Below are 22,080 nucleotides of genomic sequence, written 5' to 3' on the forward strand. Positions count from 1 at the left end.
CTTTGCATGGGGTGGAAGACGCCGGAGCGGGGCGGCTGGAGGCGCCGGGGTGCCCGGCTGGTGACGTGGTCGCGATCAGCCAGCGCGGGTCCGGAAGATGATCGCGGCAAACATCAGGACGCCGGCGAACACGACCAGCGACGCCACGGCGACGACGGGTTCCAGGGACGGGTTGCCGGTCAGGAGAAAGTAGAGCGCGGGCGTCATGACGAGGACGCCGGCCGTGTAGACATAGTACTGCGCCCTGGCGAGCCAGGTTGCGGCTCCGCGCGGATTGAGCGCGTGGAACGTGCCGAAGACCGCCATGGTCACCCAGCCAAGAAGATTGATGTGGGCATGTGCGCCGACGGCGGCATAGTCATGCGCGATCGACATCTTCAGGCCAACCAGAATTCCGGCAATCAGAAAACAGATGGCCGTGATGAAATACATCCTGGAGAGGGTCGGCATGCCAGCCTCGCGCGGTTCTGGACTGTCTGAAGGGAACGGCCGGTCTCGAAAGTCTGTCGGGTGACTCGCCAAACGATGTCGCGACGGTTGCATACCCCGTTTTGGATTGTCACGGGCAGTACCGTCAGATTGGGATGCGCGGTCATCAAGATGGGACGCATGGTCAGCCGGAGCGCCGCAGCCGCCGCTGCGTCGCTCGTCGGACGACAGAGGCAGCCGGTCATGTCCGGCGCGATGTCACGAGGCCGAGCGAGGCTCGTCCACTGCCGTTTCATGCGCCCGGGCCAGTGCCGCCGCGAGCCAGGCTTCCGGCGTCGACGTCTGGGCTTTGGCGTGCTTCTTCGACCAGCTCAGATACAGCATCGAGCCCCCGGAGCGCGTGACCAGGTCCAGGGCCGTGCTCGGGCTCACCGAATAGCGCTTCCGGAAGGCCCGGCTGAAATGCGCCTCGCTGCGAAACCCGTGCTGGCGGGCGAGGGCGGCCACCTTCAGGTCGCCCGCGGATCGCACGATCGTCTGCAGGCTGGTCATGAGGCGTTCGCCCAGCAGCCAGCGTTGCACGCCGCCATGCGTCTCGAACGAGCGAAAGAGCTTCGACCGGGACACGCCCAGCGCGAGCGCGAGCGCCTCGGGACCGAAGGCCGGGTCGGACAGTCTTCGCCTGGCCAGGTGATGGGCGCGATCGAGGAGGGAGGCCGCCGCGCTTCTCGTCCCGGGAGCGTCGACGGTAAGCGCGGTCGCGGCGAACCGCAGGATGCCATCGACGGCCGACTGGGCCTGGTCGACGCTGAGCTGGTCGATGAGGTCGATGAGCGATCGCATCTGGGCTGCGAGAAATCGGCCCGCACCGCTTTTCGCGGTCAGGGCCCTGCCGTGGATATGGCCCTGCAACCCCGCCGGGGCGAAAGCCCTGTCGAAGGTGATGGTGATCCCCTCATAGCCCGGCGTATGGGATTCGTAGGGCAGCGAATAGTCGACAGCGATGATGTCGCCGGGAACATGGGCGCGCTTGCGGCCGTCATAGTCGGTCACGACGCTGCCGTCCGTCACCAGGTAGAGCGACATCTGGGAGATCGGCCGGTCGTCGATGACCGCTTGCGGTCGCGACATCGACATGGCCGAACCGCCGTTGATCTGTACGAACGCCTCGGGCAGCTGCCAGGTGCGACCGTGAAAATCGAACTGGCTGGGATCCGCGTCCGCCGGAATGGCACAGTCGACCAGCCGGGAGAGCGCGGCCTTCCACGCGGCGTAGCATTCAAGGCCCGGCGGGAACGGCCAGTCGATAGCCTGTGTCGCGCCGGCGGGAGGACGGACCTCCGTCCTGGTCGTTGGAGACGAGCGGGTGACCCGGACTGGCGATGGCATCGGAGTGGGGCTGGCGGCAACGGAGGGGGCCGAGAGGGCGCGGACCGCCGCGGATGGCCGGGTCGTTCGCATCGCCACACCCCCATGCCCTGCCGCCAGGCCGCGCCCGGTCATGCGCGCCGCATCGCTGCGGCAGTTCTCGCATGGCCGCCGCGTCCTGTCATCGCCCCCCGCCACGTATTGGGACGCTCAGTCAAGGCGTTGGGACGGATGGTCGGCTCGGGATCGCCGGAAGCACGACGAGGCGGACGGACTCGCGGCGCTCGGCGCGGGGGGCATGACGCCCCTCGTTCCGAGTTTCGTCCTAGCGACGCGCGCGCAGCAGGCCAAAATAGTGCGATCGGAGGACCGGGATGGCGGCCAGGGGCGGATACAGCGCATCCGTCAGGGGGCCGAGCCGCTCGGCCACGGGCGGCAGCAGGGTCAGGGGCGCCAGCTCCGCGTCCAGCGTGGGGAACAGGTGGCGGATGCGGGACCGCGTCATCGCCCGCAGGTTGGGATTCGAGGGATTGGGGTAGCGCATGTCGTACCAGATGATCATCCCGCCATCGGTCGCCAGCACGCGCGTCATCTCGGTCGCGACCCGCTTGGCCACGAAGGGGTCGAGGATCGACGAAAAGACCGTGAAGGCCAGGGCGATGTCGAATTGTCCGGCCGCGAAGGGCAGGCGCTCGCCGCTGGCCTCGACGAAGGCCAGGTGCGGATAGGATTCGCGCGCCTTCGCGATTCGGTCCCGCTGGATGTCGACACCCGTGAGCCGGTCCGGCGAGGCACCCTGGAGATCAAGCCAGTGGGTCACGCTGCCGGTGCCACATCCAAAATCCAGGATGCGATATTCCGAAAGCGGCTTTTCAAGACGGGTTGAGAGCAATTGGGCCAACGCATCATTGCGTTCCTGCCACAGCCGCCGGAAACCACGATTGGCCAGTCTCTCGTCGAGGGATCGTCGCGAGGCATCTGCGATGTGGAGCCTGAGGGCCTCGTCGGCAGCCATGGCGTCGTTCTCCACGAAGGGGTTGCGTAGCAGAGACGATGATGCCGCGACGACCGCCTGGAATCGAAGAACGGGATTTCGCTGATCCGCAGCACCTCCGAACGCCTCTCGGACGAGAGTACAAGTCCGCGCGCCTCCGGTCCTCATTCGAACGAACGAGGCGGCGTCGGCCGCCGGGCCATCGGATCCGGATGTCGCCGGCATTGCGGCGGACGCGGAGCGTTGCCGCAGCCGAGGGGGCAGGGGCCTCGGACAAGGCCGCAGGAAGCCACAGCTCGAAGCGAGCGCGTCGGACGGGCTGTGCAGGGGAGCGAACTCTGGGGGAAGGATGGTGCTGCAAGAGGGCAACGTACTGTAATAACACGGTAATTCACGCTGTTTCATCTGCTCTCAGATGGCGCGCTGGCGCTGATTGTTCTTGTTTCGTTCGAAATCACCCCGTATCACTAGACATCACCCCATCGCGTCGCGAAAGGTGGATCGGGAGGTGGATGCAGAATGCCCCGCGGCCTGAACAAGCTCACTGCGGTTTCGGTGCGTTCCCTGCCTGCCGGAAAGTACTCCGATGGCGGAGGCCTGTGGCTGCATAAGCGGCCAGATGGGGGAGGGCAGTGGTTCTTGCGATTCACCATCCATGGGCGCCGCCGCGAGATGGGTCTTGGATCTGTTGCGGACGTCTCTTTGAAGGAAGCGCGAGGAGCGGCTGATAGTGCTCGGGCCGTCGTTCGCGCCAACCTTGATCCCATTAAGGAGAGGGATCGGCAGGCTCGCGAGGCCGCCCGCGACGTCCATATGCTTCGCGACATCGCTCTGGATGCATTTGAGAGCCGCAAGGCGGAGCTGAAGGGTGACGGCAAAGCTGGACGGTGGTTCACGCCGCTCGAACTGCACGTGCTTCCGAAGCTAGGGAGCGTGCCGGTGTCTGATATCGACCAGAAGGACATTCGCGACGTTCTTGCGCCCATCTGGCACACCAAGGCCGATACCGCCCAGAAGGCCCTTAATCGCCTCGGCATTTGCCTCAAGCACGCTGCAGCTCTCGGGTTGGACGTGGATTTGCAGGCCACCGAAAAGGCACGCGCGCTTCTCGGCAAGACCCGGCACAAGGTCCAGAATATTCCCGCTCTGGCGTGGCTCGATGTCCCAGAGTTCTATGCATCGCTGTCCGATGGATCTGTCACCCACCTGGCGTTGCGGCTTCTCATTCTGACGGGAGTGCGGTCTGGCCCCCTGCGCTTCGCTCGGGCGGATCAGATTGATGGTGATGTCTGGATCATCCCAGGCGAGGCGATGAAGGGGCGGAGGGATGCGACGCCGGATTTCCGCGTTCCGCTGTCCACGGAGGCCTTAGCCGTCATCGACGAAGCGCGCCGGCTGGCCAGGGGCGGCTACCTGTTCCCGAGCCTGCGCAAAGGCGTGATTTCAGACGCCACCATGTCTCGCTTCATGGAGCGAAGGGGCATGGACGCGCGCCCACATGGCTTTCGATCCAGCCTGCGTGATTGGCTCGCTGAGGTGACCGATGCGCCCCACGAAGTCGCGGAGACGATGCTGGGCCATGTGGTGGGGGGCTCGGTCGAACGGGCCTACAGGCGGACGGATTTCTTGGAACAACGGCGCGTCCTATTGGAGCGATGGGCCGGTCATCTGGTCGGAAAACAGGAAAGGCAGTCGGGTGTTCTTTCTGAATAATGATGTCCCCCTTACGATGGTGCGCGGTGCGATGATGGCTTTGGCGCCCAAAGCTCGGGCCAGTATGTCGCAATACAGCGAGCCTCCGCGCAATGACTGGGAAGTTATGAACAAGCTCACCTGGCAATGCTGCCGCCGGGCGGAGAAAAAGTACGTCGTGGCGGCTGGTGGCACAAAGACCTTCGTGTCCAATGAGCTATTCCATACAAACAGAGAATACAACTCTGTGAATTCACATATTAATCTGGCGGCGGGAACAATTGGTTCCGGCTGGGGTGATAATGAGTATGCCTATAATGATAGCGAGTATGATGACATAGTCGTTGGGTCGGATAGATGGAATCAGATTTACTATGGTCCGTATCTGTATTGCCATGTCATTTTTGATCGAGCCGAGTTCGATGCAATCCATCGAGACTTGTATCTGTCTATCGGCCAACCTGTTCCGGATCGCGCTGACGTCACTGAATCAATCGATGAACCTCCCCGATCTAGGGGGCGCACCAAAATTGGCGACGGACTAATTGAGCTGGCTGTTCGAAATGAATTTCTGCTGAGGATTAAGGCAGGCGACCGCCTACAGGACAAGCGGGAGGCGACAATCGCAGAAGCTATTGAGTGGGCAGAGGCGCGCTTTGAGCGCCAGATGCATCGATCGACAATTCAGAGATACTTGGCACCTGTATTTGATGCCCACAAATAGGCGCACGAATAGCGGGCGCGATTGCTGGATATTGGGCTGATATCTGTCTTCGCGCATCAGGTGGCGGATACTAGGCTCGTCTCGTATCAACCGAATACGAGGCAGAGCAATGGAACTCATCGACCCTCTCCTGACCGTCCGCGAAGGCGCAGCGGTTTTGCAGATGAGCATCCCGACTTTCTGGCGCCGTGTTGCCGATGGCACGGTGCCGAAGCCGCTCAAAATTGGCGGTATATCCCGCTGGCCGCGATCCGAAATCGTCGCAGTCATCGAGCACGCGAAGGCCGCTCGCACACAGCGCGCCGCTTAAGAAAAAGCCCCGCCAGTCGGACGGGGCTCAAGGCTATCGGTTTCGCGTATCCAGCATAGCCTCGACCGTCCTCTGGCTCCAAGCCACGAGGTCCAACATGAAACCTACAACGACGATGCGCCCCGATGTGCGGCGCGCCCCACCGCGAACGGAAAAGGCCGCGGCTGGTGACGCAGCGCACGGCCTTCCGAAAATCGATCACCTTGGCGGGCTGATCGGGTCCGAAGATATCCCCACTCCCTCGCTCCGACAAGCTGCCAGCCGCCTGCAGGCGCGCTTCGGCATGTCGTTCTCAACCGCGACGGTCACTGCCATCTGCGCCGGCCTCGCTATCCGTGAGGTCCACCAATGAGCAGTATCGTCAAACTGAAGCTCCGCGTTGGCGGTGAAGATGGCCGCATCCTGGTCCTCAAGGGTCGGGTGGCGTGGATGGTTGACCGCCTGATTAAGGCGGGGCCGCTCGGCACCACCAGTGTCGAAAGCCCAGCGCCGAGGGTCAGCCACTACATCTTCAAGGCCCGGCAGGCCGGCCTGAACATCGAAACGCTTGACGAGGCGCACGACGGAGCCTTTAGCGGCACTCACGGTCGCTACTTCCTTCGGTCGACGGTTGAGGTTCTGGAAGAGGAGCGCGCGGCATGAGCAACGTGATCCGCCTCTCCGAAGCCAAGGCAAAGCCGAGTCACGTTCTGATCGAGGCCGGCTTTGTTCCTAGCGTCCAGAGCGATGCCGTTCAGGTTCGGCGATACTTCCTCAGCGTGGTCGAACCTGACGGCGGAGTCACATGCGTCTGGGACGGTCCATCGCACAAGGATGCCATGGAGCAGGCCCGGCTCTGGGAGCTCCCCATCGTCGATGACGCGATAGAAGGAGGCGCCGCATGAGCGCCCCCAACCTGAACATTCGCGCCCAGGTCATGGACGAAATCATGACCACCATTCGGACGGCCGAAGACGCCGGCCAGGACGGCTACGCAGAGGCTCGGCGGGTTTATCCCGCCGTTCCGACCAGCGTCATCGCCGAGGCGTGGGCACGCGTCGGGCATGACCGCGACGAAGCTTGGTGGGCTTCTGTCGAACGGACGATCGAAGGGGAGATCATCCAGCGCGCCATTTCCGCGCCTTCGAAGGGAGGCGAGGCATGACGGCGACGATCCACTACCTTACGCCTCCAAGGGGCTATTCCATCTGGGGCAGTGTCGGGGTCGACGGTGACCCAGTTTGGTACGTGGCCCTCGCCGACAGCTTCGACGTCGTGCACGAACAATGGGAGTTCGGCACCCGCGAAGAGGCAGAGGCCTTCCTATCCGCGAAAAGAGGAGGCGCCCATGCAGGGCTTCCCCCTCAATGCGCGTGAAGTCGCGGCTGCCTTGGGAGGGGAAGTCACAGGAAGAAACAGCGTATCGGCACCAGGCCCCGGGCATTCCCGGGCCGACCGGTCGCTGTCGATAATGATTGATCCGAGGGCGCCCGGCGGCTTTGTCGTGACGTCCTTCGCGGGCGACGACCCGCTAGAATGCAAAGACCACGTTCGGGGACGGCTCGGCCTCGAGGAGTGGCGGCCGACGAGGAAGGACGATGCCGCGCCGATCGATTTCGTCAACCGCATGGAAGAGCGCGTCAGGAAATCCGGGGACTCAGCCACCGAGCCCGCCAGCAATCCCGATCAGGGAAACGACCGTCTATTCCCCATCGCAACGCGCATGTGGGACGAGGCCACCAGCATCAAGGATTCGCTGGCCGAGACCTACCTGAGGACGCGCGGGCTCTGGCTGCCGTCCGTGATCATTGCCGGCGGGCAACTCCGTTTCCACCCCTCTTGTACCTTCAAGCTCGGGGATGGCTCGCGGTTGAATGCGCCTGCCATGCTGGCGCTGATGACGGATGCAGAGACGGGCGAGCCCCGCGCCGTGCACCGGACGGCCCTTAGCCCGGAAGGCGGAAAGCTGGACGATCCTCGGCTGGGCAATCCAAAGAAGATGCTCGGTCGAGCCCGAGGCGCCGTCGTGCGGCTATGCCCTAACCAAGGCCCGGCACTCGGCATCGCCGAAGGCATCGAGAACGCCGTAGCGGCCGTCTGTGGCGGCCTAGGCGCGGTTTGGGCGGCGGGCATGGCGGCGAACCTTCAAAGCCTGCCAGTGCTCGCCGGCATCGAGACGTTGCGCATTCTCGCGGACGTGGGCGCTGCTGGCGAAAAGGCTGCTTCCGAATGCGGCGGCCGCTGGGTTGATGCCGGCCGACAGGTCGAAGCCCTCTACCCCAAGACCGGCGACTGGAACGATATGATGAAAGGGGTCCTATGAGCGCGACGCCCGAAACAATCGACGAAGGCCGGACCATCTTTCATCCGGAGAGCGGCAACCGCGTGCTGAAGTTCGAGCACGCCATTGGCAGGCGCCAGACCTTCACCAGAGCGCCCAGGCCGAAGACCATCAGTGCGACGCCCTTCGTGCTCCGAGATCCTGCGCTCATTCCTCAGCGAGATTGGATCTATGGCCGACATCTCGTCCGTCAGTTTCTGTCGACGACGGTGGCCCCGGGCGGTGTCGGGAAAAGCTCTCTCGTCATCACCGAAGCTCTTGCCATGGCAACGGGGCGGAACCTCCTGGGGCAGTGGTGCGCACCAGGCCTGCGCGTCTGGCTCTGGAACGGCGAAGACCCGGTTGAAGAGATGGAGCGCCGCATCGCTGCGACGGCTCTGCACTACGACATCAGACCGAGCGACCTAGCCGGCCGGCTGTTCGTCGACAGCGGGCGAGAAATGGAGATTGTCCTTGCCACGCAGGGCCGCGAGGGCACGACCATCGCCGAACCGGTCGTCGAGGCGATGATCGAGACGATCCGAGCCAACTGCATCGACGTCGTGGTGATCGATCCGTTCGTGTCCAGCCACCGCGTCACGGAAAACGACAACAATGCGATTGATCGAGTGGCGAAAACTTGGGGCCGCATCGCCAACGTCACCAACTGCGCGGTGCAGCTCGTGCACCATGTCCGAAAGACCAACGGCGCCGAAATCTCGGTCGAGGACGGCCGCGGGGCCGTCGCTCTCCTGGCTGCCGCGCGCTCGGCCCGCGTCCTCAACGTCATGAGCGAGGATGAGGCCACGAAGGCGAACGTCGAGAACCGCCGGCTCTACTTTCGGGTGACGGACGGGAAGGGGAACATGAGCCCGCCGGCCGACAAGAGCGATTGGCACAAAATGGAGCCTGTCGACCTCGGCAACGGTCACCTTGGTATGGGCGGGGATAGTGTCGGCGTCGTGACCTCGTGGGAGTGGCCTGACGCGTTCGCCGGCATCGAGACGGCCGACCTGCTCAAGGCGCAGAAGGCGATCAGCGGTGGCCAGTGGCGCGAGAACGACCAGGCCGGAGATTGGGTCGGCAAGCCAATTGCCCGTGCGCTCGATATCGACATCGGCACGGGACGGACAAGCGACCTGACCAAGGCACAGAAGGCCGCGAAGGCGAAAGTGAAAACCCTCATTCGCGTTTGGATCGGGAATGGAGCGCTCGTTCTGGTCGAGGGCAAGGATGGCAAAAGCAACATCCGGAAGTTCGTAGAGGTAGGCGAGTGGGCCGTAACCGAGACGTTCAAATAGTCGTTCCTCACCTCCACACCATGAGGTGAGGAGAGGTGTGGAAGGTGGGGGCAGATTTCCTCACCACCACCCCACACCCCCGTAGGGGGTGGGTGGTGAGGAGACCGGGGAGGGTGGGGATAGTGAGGTGGGGAAATCAGGGGTGACCATGGCCGACGAACTCGCCGTCTATGACGGCCGCGTGATGATAGGGACGACGCGGCGAAACGGGCCGCACGCCTTCGTGGCGAAGGGGCTCGACGGGAAGAGGCTCGGCACATTCCCCGACCAGGCCGCAGCGACACATGCGGTGCGCGTGGCGAGTCGGCCGGCGGGCTGGGTGAACCTCGCTTAAGATGCTGGCGCGGTTGGCGGATTGGGAGCTAACTCGTGAGCTAGCTCAGGACGACGGTCGGCCCTGGATTACACCTGTTGTAGTGGACATCGAGCGTACCCAGTCCCGCGTATCTCCGCACACCAACCCTATCAGCTCCAGTGCGTCATTGTGTTTCCTGGCCGGCCCTTTGTCGAAAATCGCACGATGATGGGCTATCCGGTTCCGCCAACGTCTTACGCCTTCGATGAGCAGCTGGATTTCCTCCCTCGTGACTGCTTTTGTCGCGCAGGGGAAAATGGGTTGAACTCCCTTTGCCCAAAGATATCGTTCAAATCGCTTGGTCGCTAAATGCTCCCAGAATCCGAAGGTGAGAGCCGAGACAATGTGATGAGCCGTCAGCCTATCCGAATGCTGCTTGGTTTCGGATGCAACAGCTTCTTGCAGGTCATCTCGGAAGCGATGGTCCAAGATTGCCAGGAAAGTGTTGTCTCGAAACCAATGGTCACCGGCCCTCGCGATCAAGGCCCTGTTGAATGCATTTCTGCAGACAATCTCAGCGTAGTGGAGCACCGGGTGAAAGCTCTCAGAGAGCTTGCAGTTCCATATGTAGTAGCTGAACGAGACATCAACTCGGTTCCCGGCGGCAGGCATATAGCGCATTAGGCGCTCGTGCTGAATGGCTGCCACGATGGTTGGGAACTTATCGGCAGCCGGGGAGTTCGGTAATTGCATCTTAAGCTCTTTGGCCCTAGGGTGCGTTCGTGAGCTGCAGATAGGTTGCGCAAGCCCCTCCTGCGGACAAGATCAGAAGGCGGGTCCCGAAAGGGACGCCGCCTTCATCTATTTTGAGCGCAACTCTGGGTTCGGGCAAGCTGCCGGACACACCCAACTTAGCCGCGTCGTCTAGTCGAGAAGGCAGCCCGCGCCACAGGTGGCGCTCCCCTGTTGAGCCCCTGTTCGCAGCCGCTGCGAAATGTAGGGGCTGACACGTATGCGCGCGCCTCACCTGAGGTTTTCTGAAGTCGCCCATGTCTTAGTGACCTTCAGTCCTATCATGGATAGCCTGCCGGTTCCGGGGAGGGGCACCATGACAAAGTCAGAGCGTATTCGAGAACTCGCGAGCCAAGGGGTACCAACAGCGGAAATCGCGCGTCGCCTCGGCATCCGCTACCAGCACGCCTACAACGTCTTAGCTGCGACTAAGCCCAGTTTCTACGCCATGCCGGCCGCGCATAAGGCTGATACGCCGAACCAAATTCCCTCAGGCCCGCGTGGCGCAGAGAAGCCATCACTCGGCGTAGACGTATTGGTTGCGGCCGGGTTTTCGTTCGCCGGGCGATGGGCTCTTTCTAGTTCCGGCGCGCTCGCCCCCGACCAGCCAATCTCAAAAGGGATGGGAGTCTATGCCTATGCCAAAGGCGGCACGGTTCTTTACGTCGGCTTGGCCACGATGGGGCTGGCGAAGCGGCTCTACTACTACGGTAAGCCCGGCCCCTCTCAGATGACCAACCTCAGGCTGAACGGAGCGATCAAGCGAGAGCTTGAGGCCGGGGATGTCATCGACATCTACACCGCCGAGCCCCCGGATAGTGAATGGAATGGCCTGCCGGTCCACGGAGCCGCGGGCCTTGAGATGGGGCTGATCAGGAAGTACGCGCTGCCCTGGAATCTTCGCAGCAGTGGGAGCGGCGTGAACTCCGCGTCTCTCGATTTGCCCGACTTGGCTGATGTCGCCCTCTAGGGCGTTGGAAAACTCAGTCGGATGTCAGGTCGCGGCGTCCTTGCAAGGGGCATCCATCAAGGGGGGTTCTCGACGAACGTTACTTGTCCGGCTTCGCTCACGCTGAACACCGATATGCCCAGCACGGCCGTTCCGGATTCTCGCTGGTTCAACATCCATGTGGGCCGACCGGGGATGCCCGCAACCTGAACATTTCTCAATAGGCCGCGCCCGACGATTTTGATTTCCTTTGATTGAATTCAAGCCGCGGCTCCTAAAAGGCCCCTACGCTTGGGCTATCCCTGCTATGATCTTCCAGCTGCGGAACGCATAGGCATATGCCACCTGCCGGCGGCTCCTTTGAGGACCGCATGGTAGGTGTCAATGACCCGGCCGATCCCTCAGAACACTCGCGGAGCAAGCCGCTGTTTGGGCTTGGAAGTTTTAGCGTTCGCTGGGGCCAGGACTGGTCACAGGAACACCGGCATTGCTCAGAATCTGCGACATCACTATTCGCCCTGGATGTTGCGAGGCAGTGCTGCCGACCACCTACGGATCGCGATTCGGCGCGCCGGTTGAACCGGCTGGAGGATACCCCATCATGCCCATGACGCTCACCCCCGAATTCAGTCCTGATGCAGACGAGGACTTGCCGGAGAGAGTACTGGCCGCGATTGAGGAAGGACTGACGCCGCTTGAGGCTGTCCGGGTCTGGAAGCAGCACACAGTTGAGCACCTGTCGGACCTATCGGGCGTAAGCCAAGCAACTATTCACGCTGTCGAACGCGGCCGCGAACTGTCACCCGACGCGCAGATCAAGCTCGCCTGCGCGCTGGGCGTGGGAGCTGATTTGATACTCGGTTAGCCCGTTCGGCATGCGCGCCGGCGCGCTCGCCCGTCTAGTCGATGTCCCACGCACCCGCATCGGGCGCCTGGCGACCGAGCAGACCGCGGTGACGTCTACGACGGATCTAGCCGTCGGGACGAACGGCGCTAGGTGGCAAGAGATCGATCGGATGGCGCTCTCGCCGGCAAGGAATGGGTATGGCTACGACAAGCTCTTCTGCGACGGTGGTTTTCAAGCATTCGTTTCGGCTCCCCGGAATGGACCGCTCCTATCCACCTGGCGCCTATGAGATTGAGACCGACCTGGAGACGCTGGATACCGTTTCGACGCTTGGTTATCACCGCGTCGCGACGCGCATCCTATTGACACGGCCGGGCGTTACCGAGGCACTGACGATTGACCCTAGAGACCTTGAAAAGGCCCTGGAGCGAGATGCGTCCGCTGATTGAGCCGCGCGAACTGACTGCCGACGGACGCCATCTGCGACAGGAGGAGCATAGGTCATCAATTTAAGTTGGGGCGACTTTGCGAGGTCGGATACCCATATTCCGTTGCGGAAGTGGCGGCGTCTGTCGCCGCAATACGACAATGTCAGGCCAACCCATGTTGTTGATGACCGAACTTCTGATCTGCGAGGTGATGATGGCTGTTGAAAACCGGGAGTCGATCGATATCGACGCTGCGGCGCAGAGATGCCGGTATCATCTGCCTCAGCACCCTGAAACCGATCAAAGGCTGAAGGATCGGCTTAACTATCTTGCGATAGAGTATGGCGCTGAGGTGGGACACGCATAGTGTCCTGTCGCCAGGGAAGTGTTGCCCCGTGGCGACAAACTTCCAGTGTCGGCTCACGAGGTGCGGCGAACAGCGCTCGCACCTCTTTCCGCACAGCTATTGCCTCGCCGGTGTAGAGCCCGTGCCGATACCGGCCGTGACGCGCGCCCTTTGGGGTGGCACCCCGCATCCGGGCTTTCGAGCGCGCCACTGACCGGGAGAGAATCTCTCCCCGCGATATGACTATGGAAAAATCTTCGCAGCTCGGACGGCCCTGCTCGTCCTCAATTTGAGGATGAACCGGTCAAGCCAGCGCCGGCAGCCTTTATGGCGTCGGAAAACTCGCGTGCCCGGACGCCTAAGGCGCTGCCACCTGTTACTTCCTGTTTATCGGCCTGTTCTCAGGACAGAACGCTGCCAGAGGGTGACACAGGCTGTGTCACCCTCCCAGCCACCACGCGCCTCTCTTTTAGGTGTCCGGATTGTCTGGATTGGACGCCTTTTTAGGTGTGCGGATTGCCGCCGGCGTGCATCTCCACCGGTCCGGATGTGGAGTCATGCCCCGACGCCGCAGAAACCCGCCATTTCGAGCCGGAAACCGTCGAAACGACTCGAGGGCAAATCGGCTCAGCCAGTTTTACGGCTTAGTCGCAAAACCCATCGCCGCCCGACTTCGAAAACCGGCCACTCCGATTTCCCATTATTATTCAACGGGTTAATGCCGATTTTCTCGCAAAAACGCTCAAACCGGCCACCGCGATGCGGGCCCTTCGGCCACACATGGGGAGAATCGCCTACGGGACTCGCAGGCGGGCTTCTCGGCCCCAAGGGCTCTAGGGGACATCGAAGCCAGGAACGCCGCCAGCGGCCTCCGCAGTGCCCGCAATCGCCTAATCCGGCCTATTTAATTGCCGGGTCGATATACGGTGTGGGGTTTGGGAGTACCTTTCACGTATAGTCCCCACTGGCCTTCGCCGGTTAGCGCCCATATGTCGGTTCGGCCACAGAGTTGATGTCTCCTGTCAGGACAGCAGCGAGGGCTTTCTAGGGCACGTTTCCAGGAAAGCTTCTGACAATAGGCTAGATCCGAGTTGCCACGGGTCTGTGTCTTCTTGGGCGCCTGCTGCCGCGGTGGCTTAGCGGCTTGTCGCCTCTGGACTTGAGCCTTCTTGGACTCCGTGCGCTCTCGGGCCTGCCGATCCGCCTCAAGCTGCCTTGCGATGGCTGCTGCTTCCTTTGCCCGGGCTCTCCCTTCCAGTCTGCGGGCGTCCACGTTGCGAGCCGCGTCACGCCTGCGCTGCTCTTCGGCCATTCTGGCCAGACCCTCTGGACCTAGGCGAGCTCGCCTCGCTGCCAGGGTTTCGGTGAATACCTTGGGATCGACGGGATTCTGGGCTTGGGCGGCGCTACATGCGCTCCCCCAACGCTTGGCTTCAGCTGTCAGCTTTGCGTTGCAGAGATAGCGGAGGTCGCCTTCATGCCTCGCGCATCCCTGCCTCAACTCACGCGTCTTCTCGCCCACGGTTCCCGAGCAAGAGCTGGTGAACGTGGTTGCGGGACCAAGGATCTTGTCGAAATCGAAATTGAAGTGGCGCGCCGCATACACCTCGTCACTGACAAGCGGCGAGGTTGGCTTCTTGAGTTCTTCCGCCTCTTCAGCTTCGAAGGGGCAGACAATACTGATCCTGCCGGTGTAGCCGCCGCATTCGCTCGTCTTGCAATGAGTGACCATCTGCTGGGTGCCGGGCATGGCATGACCGGGCACCCACGAGCCATCGCGTTTCTCCACCTCCATGGTGTAGTGGCGCGCGCAAATGTTGTCGACGTAAAACCCGGTGTACTCTTGGAATCCGAGGACAGGCCCTCCGCCGCGGACCTGAATGCAAGCGCGACCGGTCCAGTCCACTGGCCTGCATTTCTCTTGGGCAACCGCGGCTAAGCCCGACACCAGCCAAAGCACAAGTGCAGCTAGCAGTGAAATGCGCCCGTTCATAACACTCCCCTCCGCTTGCTGGATTGGAGGGTGCATCTCGCGGAAAATCAACTCCCGCGATTACTGCGGTGCAGCCAGATGGCGGGGTCTTGAGCCTGACTGCGAGGGGGGGCCATCGTTGGGCTGCAAGAGTAGAGGTCGCTGGAGATGACGTCCGCCCAATGCACGGCAAGGGCAAACGCGGCCACCAACGCAATCATTCTGCCCCCCTTGGCACACTTCCACTGTGGAGGCTATCCATCTACCCATCCGCTCGCAATGCCGCCGCAACAGCCGCGTCTCGATGAGACTTCGGGGCCACCAGCTCGACTCGTGTCACGAGCGGCGAGTTCTTGTCGCCGGCCAGGGTGAGCGGCAGCACCTTGCCGAGCAAGCCACAGAAGGCGGCAGGTTGAGTGCGGGCAATATGCGCCAGGTAGGCCACGAGGCGGTCATCGCCTTCCTCGCCATGGTCCCCGCCGGCTTCCACCGCAGCCTGAAGGATGGCGTCCTTGAGCAGGGCCGTCACCTTGTTCCGGGCGCCCTTGGGTCTGCCGCGGCCGCCGTTCGGTGCGTTCGCTTTCGGAGCCATGTCCACCTCAATGCAGGGTCGGCAGCAGGTTGCGGCCGAACACCTTCTGGCTGGTGGCGATGGCGAGGTTCCGAGCGGCCTTGGCAGCCAACTCCAAATCCTGCTCCTCGTTTGCCGCGGTGTGCACGTAGCGCGCCAGCCAGACGATGCCCTCGGGGCTGATGGGCACGATGGTGAGCATGCGGTCGCGCGCCACGCAGGCGTCAGCCCCGGCGACGTGCCAGCGCTCGCGGGCGGCTGCCAAGCCCAGCTCGTCCTGCGCTCTCACGCCACGTTCGGCGTCCTGTCGCAGGGCTTCATGCGCCGCGGCGACGAAGGCCTCGATAACCGGCGTATCTGTCACCGGGTCGCCGTCACTACCCCGGCGCATCGCCTCCGCGGCTTCGTCGATTTCTTCGTGTGAATGGGCGTAGACGGGCGCCGGCTTCCCGTCCTCCGTCGTGACGCCGATCAGCGCGCGGCAGGGTCGCCTGGCGTCATCCGGCAGAGCATCCTGCAGGCGTTCTAACTCGGCCCTGGCGGCGTCCACCTCGTCGAGCGCGGTGTTGTATTCGTCCCAGGCGACGACGAAGAGGTCTTCCGGCTCGTCAGCCTCGGGGGCGGCCTTCTGAGGATCTGGGGCGGCTCTCATCTGCGCATCCCCAACTGCTCGGCATAGCTCAGGCCGGGCGATCCGAGTTCCGACATATTCGCCGGCTGCGTCACCTCGACCTGCAGGGGCTCGGGCTCCTGCGTCCCGCCTGTGGCCGTTGCGGCACCGGAGGCGATGGACTGCCGATAGCGCTTGGCGAGGGCGACAGCCGGGCCGGTGTCCGGTTTGAACGCCCCCTTGTGCAGCAGGAGGGCCGCCCGGTCGGGATGCAGGAGGGCGTCGCGCACTAGGTCGTCGACACTGTTGATGCCGTTCTGGCGGAGTGCCATGGCGGTGCCGGCGCCGAGGACCGCAGCGAAGCCCGCGAAGCCGGTAGCAAAGCCCGCCGTAGCCGCACCTGCCGCGGTGGACAGGGCAATCTTGGTGAGGATGGTTTTGCCGCTGTCGCCAGGACCGACCGCCAGCGTATCCTGGACCGTGTTCGAGCCGCCGGGGAGCTTGACGGCGGATACAGACCGGTTCGCCCGCTGCAGGTCATCTGCGACGGCCTGCATGCGCTGCATCTCGTTCTCGCCGAAGATCCGCTTCAAGACGCTCCGGTTCTGCTTCAGGAAGCTCTGGAGCTGGTCCGCCTTGAGCAGGGTTCGACCCGAGGTGGCCGCCTCGGTGTTCGAGACATAGCGGCCGAGCATGTGGTCGACGACGGCCTTGCGGAGACCCTGCCGGGCTTCCGGGTTGGTGTTCGTCTCCTTCGCGAGGCGCGCCATGATGGCGTTCGCGTCCTGCCGGCCGAAGATGCTGCCGACCATGCGGGTGACGTCTTCGGGGTGCTCCGCGCCGATCAGCCGGCCGACAAGGCCACGCTGGTAGTCGTCGAGCTTCTGGGCGCGGCGCGTGCCGGCGTCGATAGCCGCCTGAGATGCCTTCTCGACATCAGCGAACCGGGCATTCAGGGCCGGAAAAGCCTTGAGTGCATCGGAGTGCCGGCGGCGCCAGACATCAAGGCGCTTAGGATCGATGATACCTTCCGGGGTCTCGGCCGCCTTGCGCATCTGCGCCACGGCATAGTCCTGCAGGTGGCCCATGGCCTGGTCGTCGCCGACCGCCTTGCGGAACTTGTTGATGTTCTCGGCCGACTTCCCACCGGGGAAGAACAACTTTTCGGGGACGGCCGCGTTCTGCAGCCTGTATGGGCCATCATTGCCCGAGCGTCGGAGCATCGAGCCCAGGGCGCCCTCGCCAAAGGTCTGCTTTCGTTGCTTGGTGGCCTCGGTGGCCGCAGCTAGCCGGCCTCGGGCGGCGTCGTCGAAGTTGGGGGTGAGGCCTGCATCTGGCGCCATTCCCGGATTGCTCGCAGCGTCATCAAATCCGCTTCGGCCCGGGCCTTGGCTTCGAGGTGCTGCAGAAACAGGGGCCGCTCGTGAAGTTCCAGAGGTTCCAGAACCCGAGACAACATTTCGCCCAGCTTCCCCGGCTCGACCTTCAAGCCACTCCCCTCTCTGCGCGCCCAGGACGGATTCCATCCGCGCCAGCAGCGTATCTTCTTCGCTCATCGCCCCTCGGGCGACGGCCTCGGCTTCCTGCGCTGCCTTTTGCGCAATTACGCCGTCGATATCCTGCTGGATCGCGCCGCGAAGTCGCTTGAGCCGAGCATAGGAGGGGCTTTCACCGTTGGCCAGAAGCTCCTTTCGCATCTCCGTCGTGATGCGCGAGCGCAGCGCCGACATGGAGGGGAAGCCAATCGCGCCCTTCAGGCGGCCGATGACATCGAAGATGGACGCCTCTTCGCCTTCCATGGGCTTCGCCGTCTCTGGCATCCCTTTGCGGATCTCGGCGGCGATATTGCGCAGGTTGTCGGTGCCGAGAGCGTATTTCCCCTCCGGATCGACTGCCTTCCAAAGTGCACCAGCTCGCTCGCGTTCCGCGGTGTCCGCAGCCCGCACTACCGAGCGGATCGCCTCTCCGGACGCCTCGGCCGAGTTCGTGCCACCGAGCGCCTGAGTCTTCGTGCGAGCGCTCTGCATGGCCGCCTGCACCAAGGCGTCGCCCTGCTTGTCGATGTTGTCGAACTGCGTCCGCAGAGCCCGCGTCAGCGCCTCCGGATGGCCCTCGGGCTGGATGCCGCCGAGGCTGTCGAGCCGCGCGGAATTCTGGTCGGCTCGCCGCTGGTTAAACGCGGCCGGGTCCGTCGCCGCATACTTCCGTTCGAGCGCGCCGAGGCCCATATCGCCGGTCTGCTGGAAGGTGGTGGGCGTCGAGCCGGGGACGATGACGCCGGGCTCGTCCAGTGCCATCGCAGCGGCGCGCGGGTCGTCAGCGGCAGCACGCAATATCTGGCCGGCCATGCGCTCCTGTCCGCTGCGGCGCATCGGAGCGACCCAGTCACCGGCAATCCGCGCGCCCTCGCCGGCCAACCGGGGGATACCGGATACCAGTGTGCCTACCGCGCCGCCTGCCATGCCGCCTGCGAGCCCGGAAAGCGGGTCGTAGCGGTCGGGCGTCGCCTCCATGGCGGCCACAGCACCACCACCTGCCGCACCGCCTGCGACCGCGTTTCCGGCGACTGCCGCCGTGCTACTGGGCCAGCCGAGGAGATTGTACGCAGCGGATGCGGCTTCCGGAGCAATCGCGCCGGCCTTGGCCAATCCACCGACTGTCGCCTGTGGCGCGACCGTGTAGCCGATGCCCTCGCCGACACCGCGGGCAATCCGCTCGCCGGTCGTGTTGGCTCGGACGTTCACCGGGTCGTCGACACCGATGGTTCCGAAGGCGTTGGCAATCGACTGGCTGCCGCCGATGGGGTCGCGGATCTCGGAGAGGTTAGCGCCGGTCGCGGCGTTCACGCCCTGGATGCCCTTGTTGATCAGCCAGGTCGCTCCATCGATCGGAGCGCCGGCCGTGTTGTAGAGCGCGCTGTTCAGGCCGGCCGCGGCGTTGCGCACGATACCGTCGCCCGGCCCCTTCGACTGCGCGTAGAGAGCCTGCAGGTCATCGTCGCTCATGGCCTGCAGGGAGGCGGCGCCGGCTCGTGTCTCAAGGCCCGCCTGAAGCTCAGGGCGCTGCGGCTGGGCGGAGATGTCGTCAAACACCGGACCGACGCGGCCTGTGCTGCCAGCGCCGACACTAGGTGTGTATTGTTGCGACTGCAGGAGGCCGGCGCCCGGGGCCGGCATCTGGGACTGATCCTTGAAGGAACCGGCTCCGGGGATGCGCTCGGCGTTTGAGGTGCTGGGAGCGAGATAGCCCCCGCCGCCCGTCTGGCTTTGGCTGTAGAGGTCGAGCAGCTCGTCGTCGGAAAGCGTCTGAAGATGCATTACATGAGCCCCCTGCGGCGCATCTCTGCCTCGATGTGCTGCGTCTGGAAATTGACGGCCGGGGCCTGCTGGCCGTTCGGCATCATAGAAGGGGGCGGCTCTCGGCCCGCGGTGGCGCCTGCGGCCGTTGCGTTCAGATCCGCCTCGAGGCCATTGAGCTTCGAATTGATGGTGTCGATGCTGTCGGCGACACCCGGCACGTACCGATTGACGTAGTCTTGGGCCTCAGACATCGACATGCCTTGGCCGGTCAGGTTGCGGCGTAGTGCATCGAGACCAGTCTGGATGCGGCGGTTTACCTCGCCCGCCTTGCCGAACCCGCCGCCCATGTTGAACATGGCTTCGGCGTTGTTCAGCAGCCCCTTGCCACCGAGCGTCCCCTTCTCGATTTCGGCTCGGATGGCGGGGAGATCCACGTTGACGAACTGGTTCCCCAGGCCGATGCGAGCGCCGATTTCTGCCGGGAGAGGTCGAGCACCACCGGACCCGCCGCCCTGTCCGCGCGCTCCCGCCAGATTGGAGATGACGGCCGGGTCTGCCGGGCCGCCGGGGATGAACGTAAGGCCCCCGCCTGGCGCCATCTGGTAGCCGTTCGGAATGTTGCCGGTCGGGGTTTTGCTGCCGCCGACTGGCCGGAAGCCGAGCGGGGACGACGGGTCGTAGATACCTTTCGTCTCGCGGCCCTGGTCGTCGTAGAAGGTTTCGATGCTGGGGCGGCTGGCAGCGGCATCAAGCCGGTTTGCAGTGCGCTGCTGCAGATTGAAGCCCTGCTGCCACTGGCTATCGCCAATCCGGTCGCGCTCGCTGCGGTAGTTGAAGTCCTGTTGGTCCTTGCCCTTCTCATAGGCGAACCGGTCGAGCGTGTGCGCGTAGTTGCGGTCAATCTGCGCGTTCCGCGTCTTCTCGATGCGATTGTCGCGGATCACATCGCCCGGGCCGCTGAACGCGTCGAAGAGAAACTTGCTGTAGTCCACCATCAAGCAGCCCTCCGAGCACGGGGAAGGCGGCGCCGGTCAATCTCGCGATAGCCGTCGATGCCGAGCGTGGCGACGACCGAATCCCGGAAGACGCGGGCGACGGACGAGCCCCTTCTGTCGGCTTCGGCACGCACCGCCTCGGACAGATCCGGCGGCAAGTAGATGGAGAATGTCAGCGGCATCACAGCCTCCGATGAACTGGATTTCAGTTCAAGGATTCTCGGCCCGAAATGCGGCTATTGCAAGAAATTAATTAATTGAAACAAGGTGATACGGGATGGCGTATCCGGATACTGCGTGACGCGGGTTGACTTCCAGAAGCACTTTCCGGCCTCAGCCCGCCCGGGCGGTCAGCCGCTACACGTTCTGAAAGGTGTACGGCTGACCGGTGAACAGATCAGGCTCTTCCGCCGGAAGCGGCAAGTCCGCGATCCCCACTACAGAAAATCCAAACTCGGCGCCCAGGCTCGCCATATCTCTGTCATCCGAATACAGCGTTCGGGCACCAGCCAACTTGGTAACGGCGGCAATCATGATGTCGAACTTCAGCTTCGCGCGGGCTTCAGCTCCAGCTGGCTTCCCTGAACGCAATCTAGCTGCGGTCATCGTTGCAGCCTCGACTGCTGCGCGCTTGCCGAATTCAACCAACCTAATGGGCTTGGTCTTCTCCATGACGGAGATGTAGGCGGGGCCAGCCTGTTCCGCTCGGACAAGCACCTCCGCCAGCACCGGGGTTGGAACGATGAGCGTTTCATTCGCCCTGCCCAACTCCTCTATGAGCAGTCTGACGCGCTCCTTGCACCCGGAGACTGGAGCGCCGGTTGCCTGGTCTAGAGGGGGAGGGGTGCTTTCGTTGAGCAGAAACAGCAAGACTGAGGTGTCAATCGCGACCGTCAATGAGGGCTGCTCCCGCGCTCGTCGAGGACGGTTTCAACTGGGTCGGGCAGATTTGGCCATTCATTGCCGGGTATTGCCCTGAGCCTAGCTATCGCGTCCGCTAGGGATATGTCTTCTAAAACCTCGAAGTCGCTGATGCGGAAGGACTTCAACTCCCATGCACCATCGCCCAGCCGCTCCCAGGTTCCAGTTCCGTGGAGCCGTACAGTGGGGCCAAGCATATGGGGCGCCAGTCGACGAGCAATCTCTTTGGTGGTGGCACATCCGCTGTAGACCTTGTCTCCGTCACGAAGCTGGATATGGATCGTGCTATCCTTGCCGCCTATCCGAACGACTTCCCCCTCCAACGTTCCTTCTTCTCTGAAGGGGCCATAGCTCAGCGGAATCGGGCGGGTTTTGCCGGGGAACGGGATAATCTCGGCGCCATCTCCATCCAGGAGCTGCCCAACCGCATTGTCCTGTGCCAACAGATCATCGAGCCTGTTGAGTGCCCGCATCGCTTCGTCGGGAGCTGTTCCATTGCGCACGGCAATTACGCGCCGCTGCACTGCCGGAACCGCGGGTAGGTCCACGTCTGCCCTTAGCAGGACGGACCCCTCGGCCACATCGTTGAGATGGACGTGGTCTGTCTCGCCGAGAAGCTTTGCAAGCTCGGCCATATACTCGGCTAACCGCGCCAAGGGGATGGACGCAGCGCTAAAGGATTCGGCGATACGAAGCGTGTAAGTGCTCATTCCATCCATCCATCCGCGGGAGCCTATCACAAACGAACAGAGTTGAAATATCATTGCGTTCTGCGGGCTTCGGTGGGTGTCCCCCAAATTGGGGAGACCTTCCTCCGCGCCGATGCCCAATCCGCCTCGGCGACTTTCCTGGCATGGCAACTAGCGTTAGGTCGGCGTCGAAGAGCGCATATCCTCTTGCCGCATCGGCTATGGTCCTTGTAGGCGAAAGAATTTCGA

Annotated in this window: 25 protein-coding genes; 13 read left to right on the forward strand and 12 right to left on the reverse strand. The window is 63.2% G+C overall.

Annotation, left to right across the window (positions count from 1 at the left end; translation table 11 throughout):
- Window positions 1-75: 75 nt before the first annotated feature.
- The 3 genes from G539_RS0106435 to G539_RS27285 form a co-directional block, all read right to left on the reverse strand.
- Window positions 76-450, reverse strand: a complete 375-nt coding sequence (locus G539_RS0106435; RefSeq protein ID WP_029074467.1) for a hypothetical protein — start codon at window positions 448-450, stop codon at window positions 76-78.
- Between the two features lie 237 nt (window positions 451-687).
- A complete protein-coding gene (locus G539_RS23905; protein WP_245576818.1) occupies window positions 688-1,932 on the reverse strand; it encodes a helix-turn-helix domain-containing protein in 1,245 nt (414 codons plus the stop codon).
- Between the two features lie 190 nt (window positions 1,933-2,122).
- Entirely contained in the window at window positions 2,123-2,812 is a 690-nt protein-coding gene (locus tag G539_RS27285; RefSeq protein ID WP_169516616.1) for a class I SAM-dependent methyltransferase, read from the reverse strand.
- Between the two features lie 498 nt (window positions 2,813-3,310).
- On the opposite strand from G539_RS27285, the gene G539_RS23915 reads away from it, so the two are divergent.
- The 9 genes from G539_RS23915 (at window position 3,311) to G539_RS0106485 (ending at window position 9,451) form a co-directional block, all read left to right on the forward strand.
- Complete coding sequence (locus tag G539_RS23915; RefSeq protein ID WP_029074469.1) at window positions 3,311-4,504, forward strand: tyrosine-type recombinase/integrase; 1,194 nt, start codon at window positions 3,311-3,313, stop codon at window positions 4,502-4,504.
- On the forward strand, window positions 4,488-5,207 hold the full coding sequence (locus G539_RS26975) for a hypothetical protein (RefSeq protein WP_156911873.1): 720 nt from the start codon (window positions 4,488-4,490) through the stop codon (window positions 5,205-5,207). The genes G539_RS23915 and G539_RS26975 overlap by 17 nt, the downstream gene beginning before the upstream one ends.
- A gap of 109 nt (window positions 5,208-5,316) precedes the next feature.
- Complete coding sequence (locus G539_RS0106455; protein ID WP_029074470.1) at window positions 5,317-5,517, forward strand: helix-turn-helix transcriptional regulator; 201 nt, start codon at window positions 5,317-5,319, stop codon at window positions 5,515-5,517.
- 348 nt (window positions 5,518-5,865) lie between these two features.
- Window positions 5,866-6,159: a winged helix domain-containing protein gene (locus G539_RS0106460; protein WP_029074471.1), complete on the forward strand. Its 294-nt coding sequence runs from the start codon at window positions 5,866-5,868 to the stop codon at window positions 6,157-6,159.
- Complete coding sequence (locus G539_RS0106465) at window positions 6,156-6,401, forward strand: hypothetical protein (RefSeq protein ID WP_029074472.1); 246 nt, start codon at window positions 6,156-6,158, stop codon at window positions 6,399-6,401. Before G539_RS0106460 ends, G539_RS0106465 begins: the two co-directional genes overlap by 4 nt.
- Complete coding sequence (locus tag G539_RS0106470; RefSeq protein ID WP_029074473.1) at window positions 6,398-6,661, forward strand: hypothetical protein; 264 nt, start codon at window positions 6,398-6,400, stop codon at window positions 6,659-6,661. Before G539_RS0106465 ends, G539_RS0106470 begins: the two co-directional genes overlap by 4 nt.
- Window positions 6,662-6,844: 183 nt before the next feature.
- A complete protein-coding gene (locus G539_RS0106475; RefSeq protein WP_029074474.1) occupies window positions 6,845-7,819 on the forward strand; it encodes a DUF7146 domain-containing protein in 975 nt (324 codons plus the stop codon).
- Window positions 7,816-9,117 (forward strand): AAA family ATPase, encoded by a 1,302-nt coding sequence (locus tag G539_RS0106480; protein ID WP_029074475.1) that lies wholly within the window; start codon window positions 7,816-7,818, stop codon window positions 9,115-9,117. Before G539_RS0106475 ends, G539_RS0106480 begins: the two co-directional genes overlap by 4 nt.
- Before the next feature lie 142 nt (window positions 9,118-9,259).
- Entirely contained in the window at window positions 9,260-9,451 is a 192-nt protein-coding gene (locus G539_RS0106485) for a hypothetical protein (protein ID WP_156911875.1), read from the forward strand.
- A gap of 45 nt (window positions 9,452-9,496) precedes the next feature.
- Here the strand turns inward: G539_RS0106485 and G539_RS26980 are convergent, their stop codons facing one another.
- Window positions 9,497-10,165: an Abi family protein gene (locus G539_RS26980; RefSeq protein ID WP_156911877.1), complete on the reverse strand. Its 669-nt coding sequence runs from the start codon at window positions 10,163-10,165 to the stop codon at window positions 9,497-9,499.
- Window positions 10,166-10,520: 355 nt separating this feature from the next.
- Here G539_RS26980 and G539_RS0106490 point away from each other — a divergent pair, with 355 nt between their 5' ends.
- The 4 genes from G539_RS0106490 (at window position 10,521) to G539_RS27395 (ending at window position 12,795) form a co-directional block, all read left to right on the forward strand.
- Complete coding sequence (locus G539_RS0106490) at window positions 10,521-11,174, forward strand: GIY-YIG nuclease family protein (RefSeq protein ID WP_245576819.1); 654 nt, start codon at window positions 10,521-10,523, stop codon at window positions 11,172-11,174.
- Between the two features lie 580 nt (window positions 11,175-11,754).
- Window positions 11,755-12,018, forward strand: a complete 264-nt coding sequence (locus tag G539_RS0106495) for a helix-turn-helix domain-containing protein (protein WP_029074478.1) — start codon at window positions 11,755-11,757, stop codon at window positions 12,016-12,018.
- 179 nt (window positions 12,019-12,197) lie between these two features.
- On the forward strand, window positions 12,198-12,449 hold the full coding sequence (locus G539_RS0106500) for a hypothetical protein (protein ID WP_029074479.1): 252 nt from the start codon (window positions 12,198-12,200) through the stop codon (window positions 12,447-12,449).
- 163 nt (window positions 12,450-12,612) lie between these two features.
- Complete coding sequence (locus G539_RS27395) at window positions 12,613-12,795, forward strand: hypothetical protein (RefSeq protein ID WP_210162793.1); 183 nt, start codon at window positions 12,613-12,615, stop codon at window positions 12,793-12,795.
- Window positions 12,796-13,678: 883 nt separating this feature from the next.
- On the opposite strand, the gene G539_RS26985 is transcribed toward G539_RS27395, so the two are convergent.
- From G539_RS26985 to G539_RS0106540, 8 genes are all read right to left on the reverse strand, one after another.
- Window positions 13,679-14,767: a hypothetical protein gene (locus G539_RS26985; RefSeq protein ID WP_156911879.1), complete on the reverse strand. Its 1,089-nt coding sequence runs from the start codon at window positions 14,765-14,767 to the stop codon at window positions 13,679-13,681.
- Between the two features lie 241 nt (window positions 14,768-15,008).
- Entirely contained in the window at window positions 15,009-15,338 is a 330-nt protein-coding gene (locus G539_RS23920; protein WP_035830672.1) for a hypothetical protein, read from the reverse strand.
- A 7-nt stretch (window positions 15,339-15,345) separates the two neighbouring features.
- Complete coding sequence (locus G539_RS0106515) at window positions 15,346-15,969, reverse strand: hypothetical protein (RefSeq protein ID WP_029074481.1); 624 nt, start codon at window positions 15,967-15,969, stop codon at window positions 15,346-15,348.
- Complete coding sequence (locus G539_RS0106520) at window positions 15,966-19,244, reverse strand: hypothetical protein (RefSeq protein WP_029074482.1); 3,279 nt, start codon at window positions 19,242-19,244, stop codon at window positions 15,966-15,968. The genes G539_RS0106515 and G539_RS0106520 overlap by 4 nt, the downstream gene beginning before the upstream one ends.
- Window positions 19,244-20,221 carry a hypothetical protein gene (locus G539_RS0106525; RefSeq protein ID WP_029074483.1) on the reverse strand — a complete coding sequence of 326 codons (978 nt, stop codon included), beginning with the start codon at window positions 20,219-20,221 and terminating at the stop codon, window positions 19,244-19,246. Before G539_RS0106525 ends, G539_RS0106520 begins: the two co-directional genes overlap by 1 nt.
- Window positions 20,221-20,403, reverse strand: coding sequence for a hypothetical protein (locus G539_RS0106530; RefSeq protein ID WP_029074484.1), 183 nt, complete (start codon window positions 20,401-20,403; stop codon window positions 20,221-20,223). The genes G539_RS0106525 and G539_RS0106530 overlap by 1 nt, the downstream gene beginning before the upstream one ends.
- A 175-nt stretch (window positions 20,404-20,578) precedes the next feature.
- Window positions 20,579-21,118 (reverse strand): type II toxin-antitoxin system VapC family toxin, encoded by a 540-nt coding sequence (locus G539_RS23925; protein WP_051231153.1) that lies wholly within the window; start codon window positions 21,116-21,118, stop codon window positions 20,579-20,581.
- Window positions 21,115-21,852 carry a hypothetical protein gene (locus G539_RS0106540; protein WP_051231228.1) on the reverse strand — a complete coding sequence of 246 codons (738 nt, stop codon included), beginning with the start codon at window positions 21,850-21,852 and terminating at the stop codon, window positions 21,115-21,117. The genes G539_RS23925 and G539_RS0106540 overlap by 4 nt, the downstream gene beginning before the upstream one ends.
- Between the last annotated feature and the right edge of the window lie 228 nt (window positions 21,853-22,080).

Origin of the sequence: Kaistia adipata DSM 17808, assembly GCF_000423225.1 — a bacterium.
GTDB classification, from domain to species: domain Bacteria; phylum Pseudomonadota; class Alphaproteobacteria; order Rhizobiales; family Kaistiaceae; genus Kaistia; species Kaistia adipata.

Excerpts from the sequence above, each read along its gene's own strand:
- G539_RS27285 (WP_169516616.1), bottom strand. The coding sequence starts at position 2,812 with ATGGCTGCCGACGAGGCCCTCAGGCTCCACATCGCAGATGCCTCGCGA.
- G539_RS0106435 (WP_029074467.1), bottom strand. The coding sequence starts at position 450 with ATGCCGACCCTCTCCAGGATGTATTTCATCACGGCCATCTGTTTTCTG.
- G539_RS0106465 (WP_029074472.1), top strand. The coding sequence starts at position 6,156 with ATGAGCAACGTGATCCGCCTCTCCGAAGCCAAGGCAAAGCCGAGTCAC.
- G539_RS26980 (WP_156911877.1), bottom strand. The coding sequence starts at position 10,165 with ATGCAATTACCGAACTCCCCGGCTGCCGATAAGTTCCCAACCATCGTG.
- G539_RS0106490 (WP_245576819.1), top strand. The coding sequence starts at position 10,521 with ATGACAAAGTCAGAGCGTATTCGAGAACTCGCGAGCCAAGGGGTACCA.
- G539_RS0106480 (WP_029074475.1), top strand. The coding sequence starts at position 7,816 with ATGAGCGCGACGCCCGAAACAATCGACGAAGGCCGGACCATCTTTCAT.
- G539_RS23905 (WP_245576818.1), bottom strand. The coding sequence starts at position 1,932 with ATGACCGGGCGCGGCCTGGCGGCAGGGCATGGGGGTGTGGCGATGCGA.
- G539_RS0106495 (WP_029074478.1), top strand. The coding sequence starts at position 11,755 with ATGCCCATGACGCTCACCCCCGAATTCAGTCCTGATGCAGACGAGGAC.
- G539_RS23915 (WP_029074469.1), top strand. The coding sequence starts at position 3,311 with ATGCCCCGCGGCCTGAACAAGCTCACTGCGGTTTCGGTGCGTTCCCTG.
- G539_RS0106460 (WP_029074471.1), top strand. The coding sequence starts at position 5,866 with ATGAGCAGTATCGTCAAACTGAAGCTCCGCGTTGGCGGTGAAGATGGC.
- G539_RS0106500 (WP_029074479.1), top strand. The coding sequence starts at position 12,198 with ATGGCTACGACAAGCTCTTCTGCGACGGTGGTTTTCAAGCATTCGTTT.
- G539_RS0106525 (WP_029074483.1), bottom strand. The coding sequence starts at position 20,221 with ATGGTGGACTACAGCAAGTTTCTCTTCGACGCGTTCAGCGGCCCGGGC.
- G539_RS0106455 (WP_029074470.1), top strand. The coding sequence starts at position 5,317 with ATGGAACTCATCGACCCTCTCCTGACCGTCCGCGAAGGCGCAGCGGTT.
- G539_RS27395 (WP_210162793.1), top strand. The coding sequence starts at position 12,613 with ATGACCGAACTTCTGATCTGCGAGGTGATGATGGCTGTTGAAAACCGG.
- G539_RS0106520 (WP_029074482.1), bottom strand. The coding sequence starts at position 19,244 with ATGCATCTTCAGACGCTTTCCGACGACGAGCTGCTCGACCTCTACAGC.
- G539_RS0106475 (WP_029074474.1), top strand. The coding sequence starts at position 6,845 with ATGCAGGGCTTCCCCCTCAATGCGCGTGAAGTCGCGGCTGCCTTGGGA.
- G539_RS0106470 (WP_029074473.1), top strand. The coding sequence starts at position 6,398 with ATGAGCGCCCCCAACCTGAACATTCGCGCCCAGGTCATGGACGAAATC.
- G539_RS0106515 (WP_029074481.1), bottom strand. The coding sequence starts at position 15,969 with ATGAGAGCCGCCCCAGATCCTCAGAAGGCCGCCCCCGAGGCTGACGAG.
- G539_RS0106530 (WP_029074484.1), bottom strand. The coding sequence starts at position 20,403 with ATGCCGCTGACATTCTCCATCTACTTGCCGCCGGATCTGTCCGAGGCG.
- G539_RS0106540 (WP_051231228.1), bottom strand. The coding sequence starts at position 21,852 with ATGAGCACTTACACGCTTCGTATCGCCGAATCCTTTAGCGCTGCGTCC.
- G539_RS23920 (WP_035830672.1), bottom strand. The coding sequence starts at position 15,338 with ATGGCTCCGAAAGCGAACGCACCGAACGGCGGCCGCGGCAGACCCAAG.
- G539_RS26985 (WP_156911879.1), bottom strand. The coding sequence starts at position 14,767 with ATGAACGGGCGCATTTCACTGCTAGCTGCACTTGTGCTTTGGCTGGTG.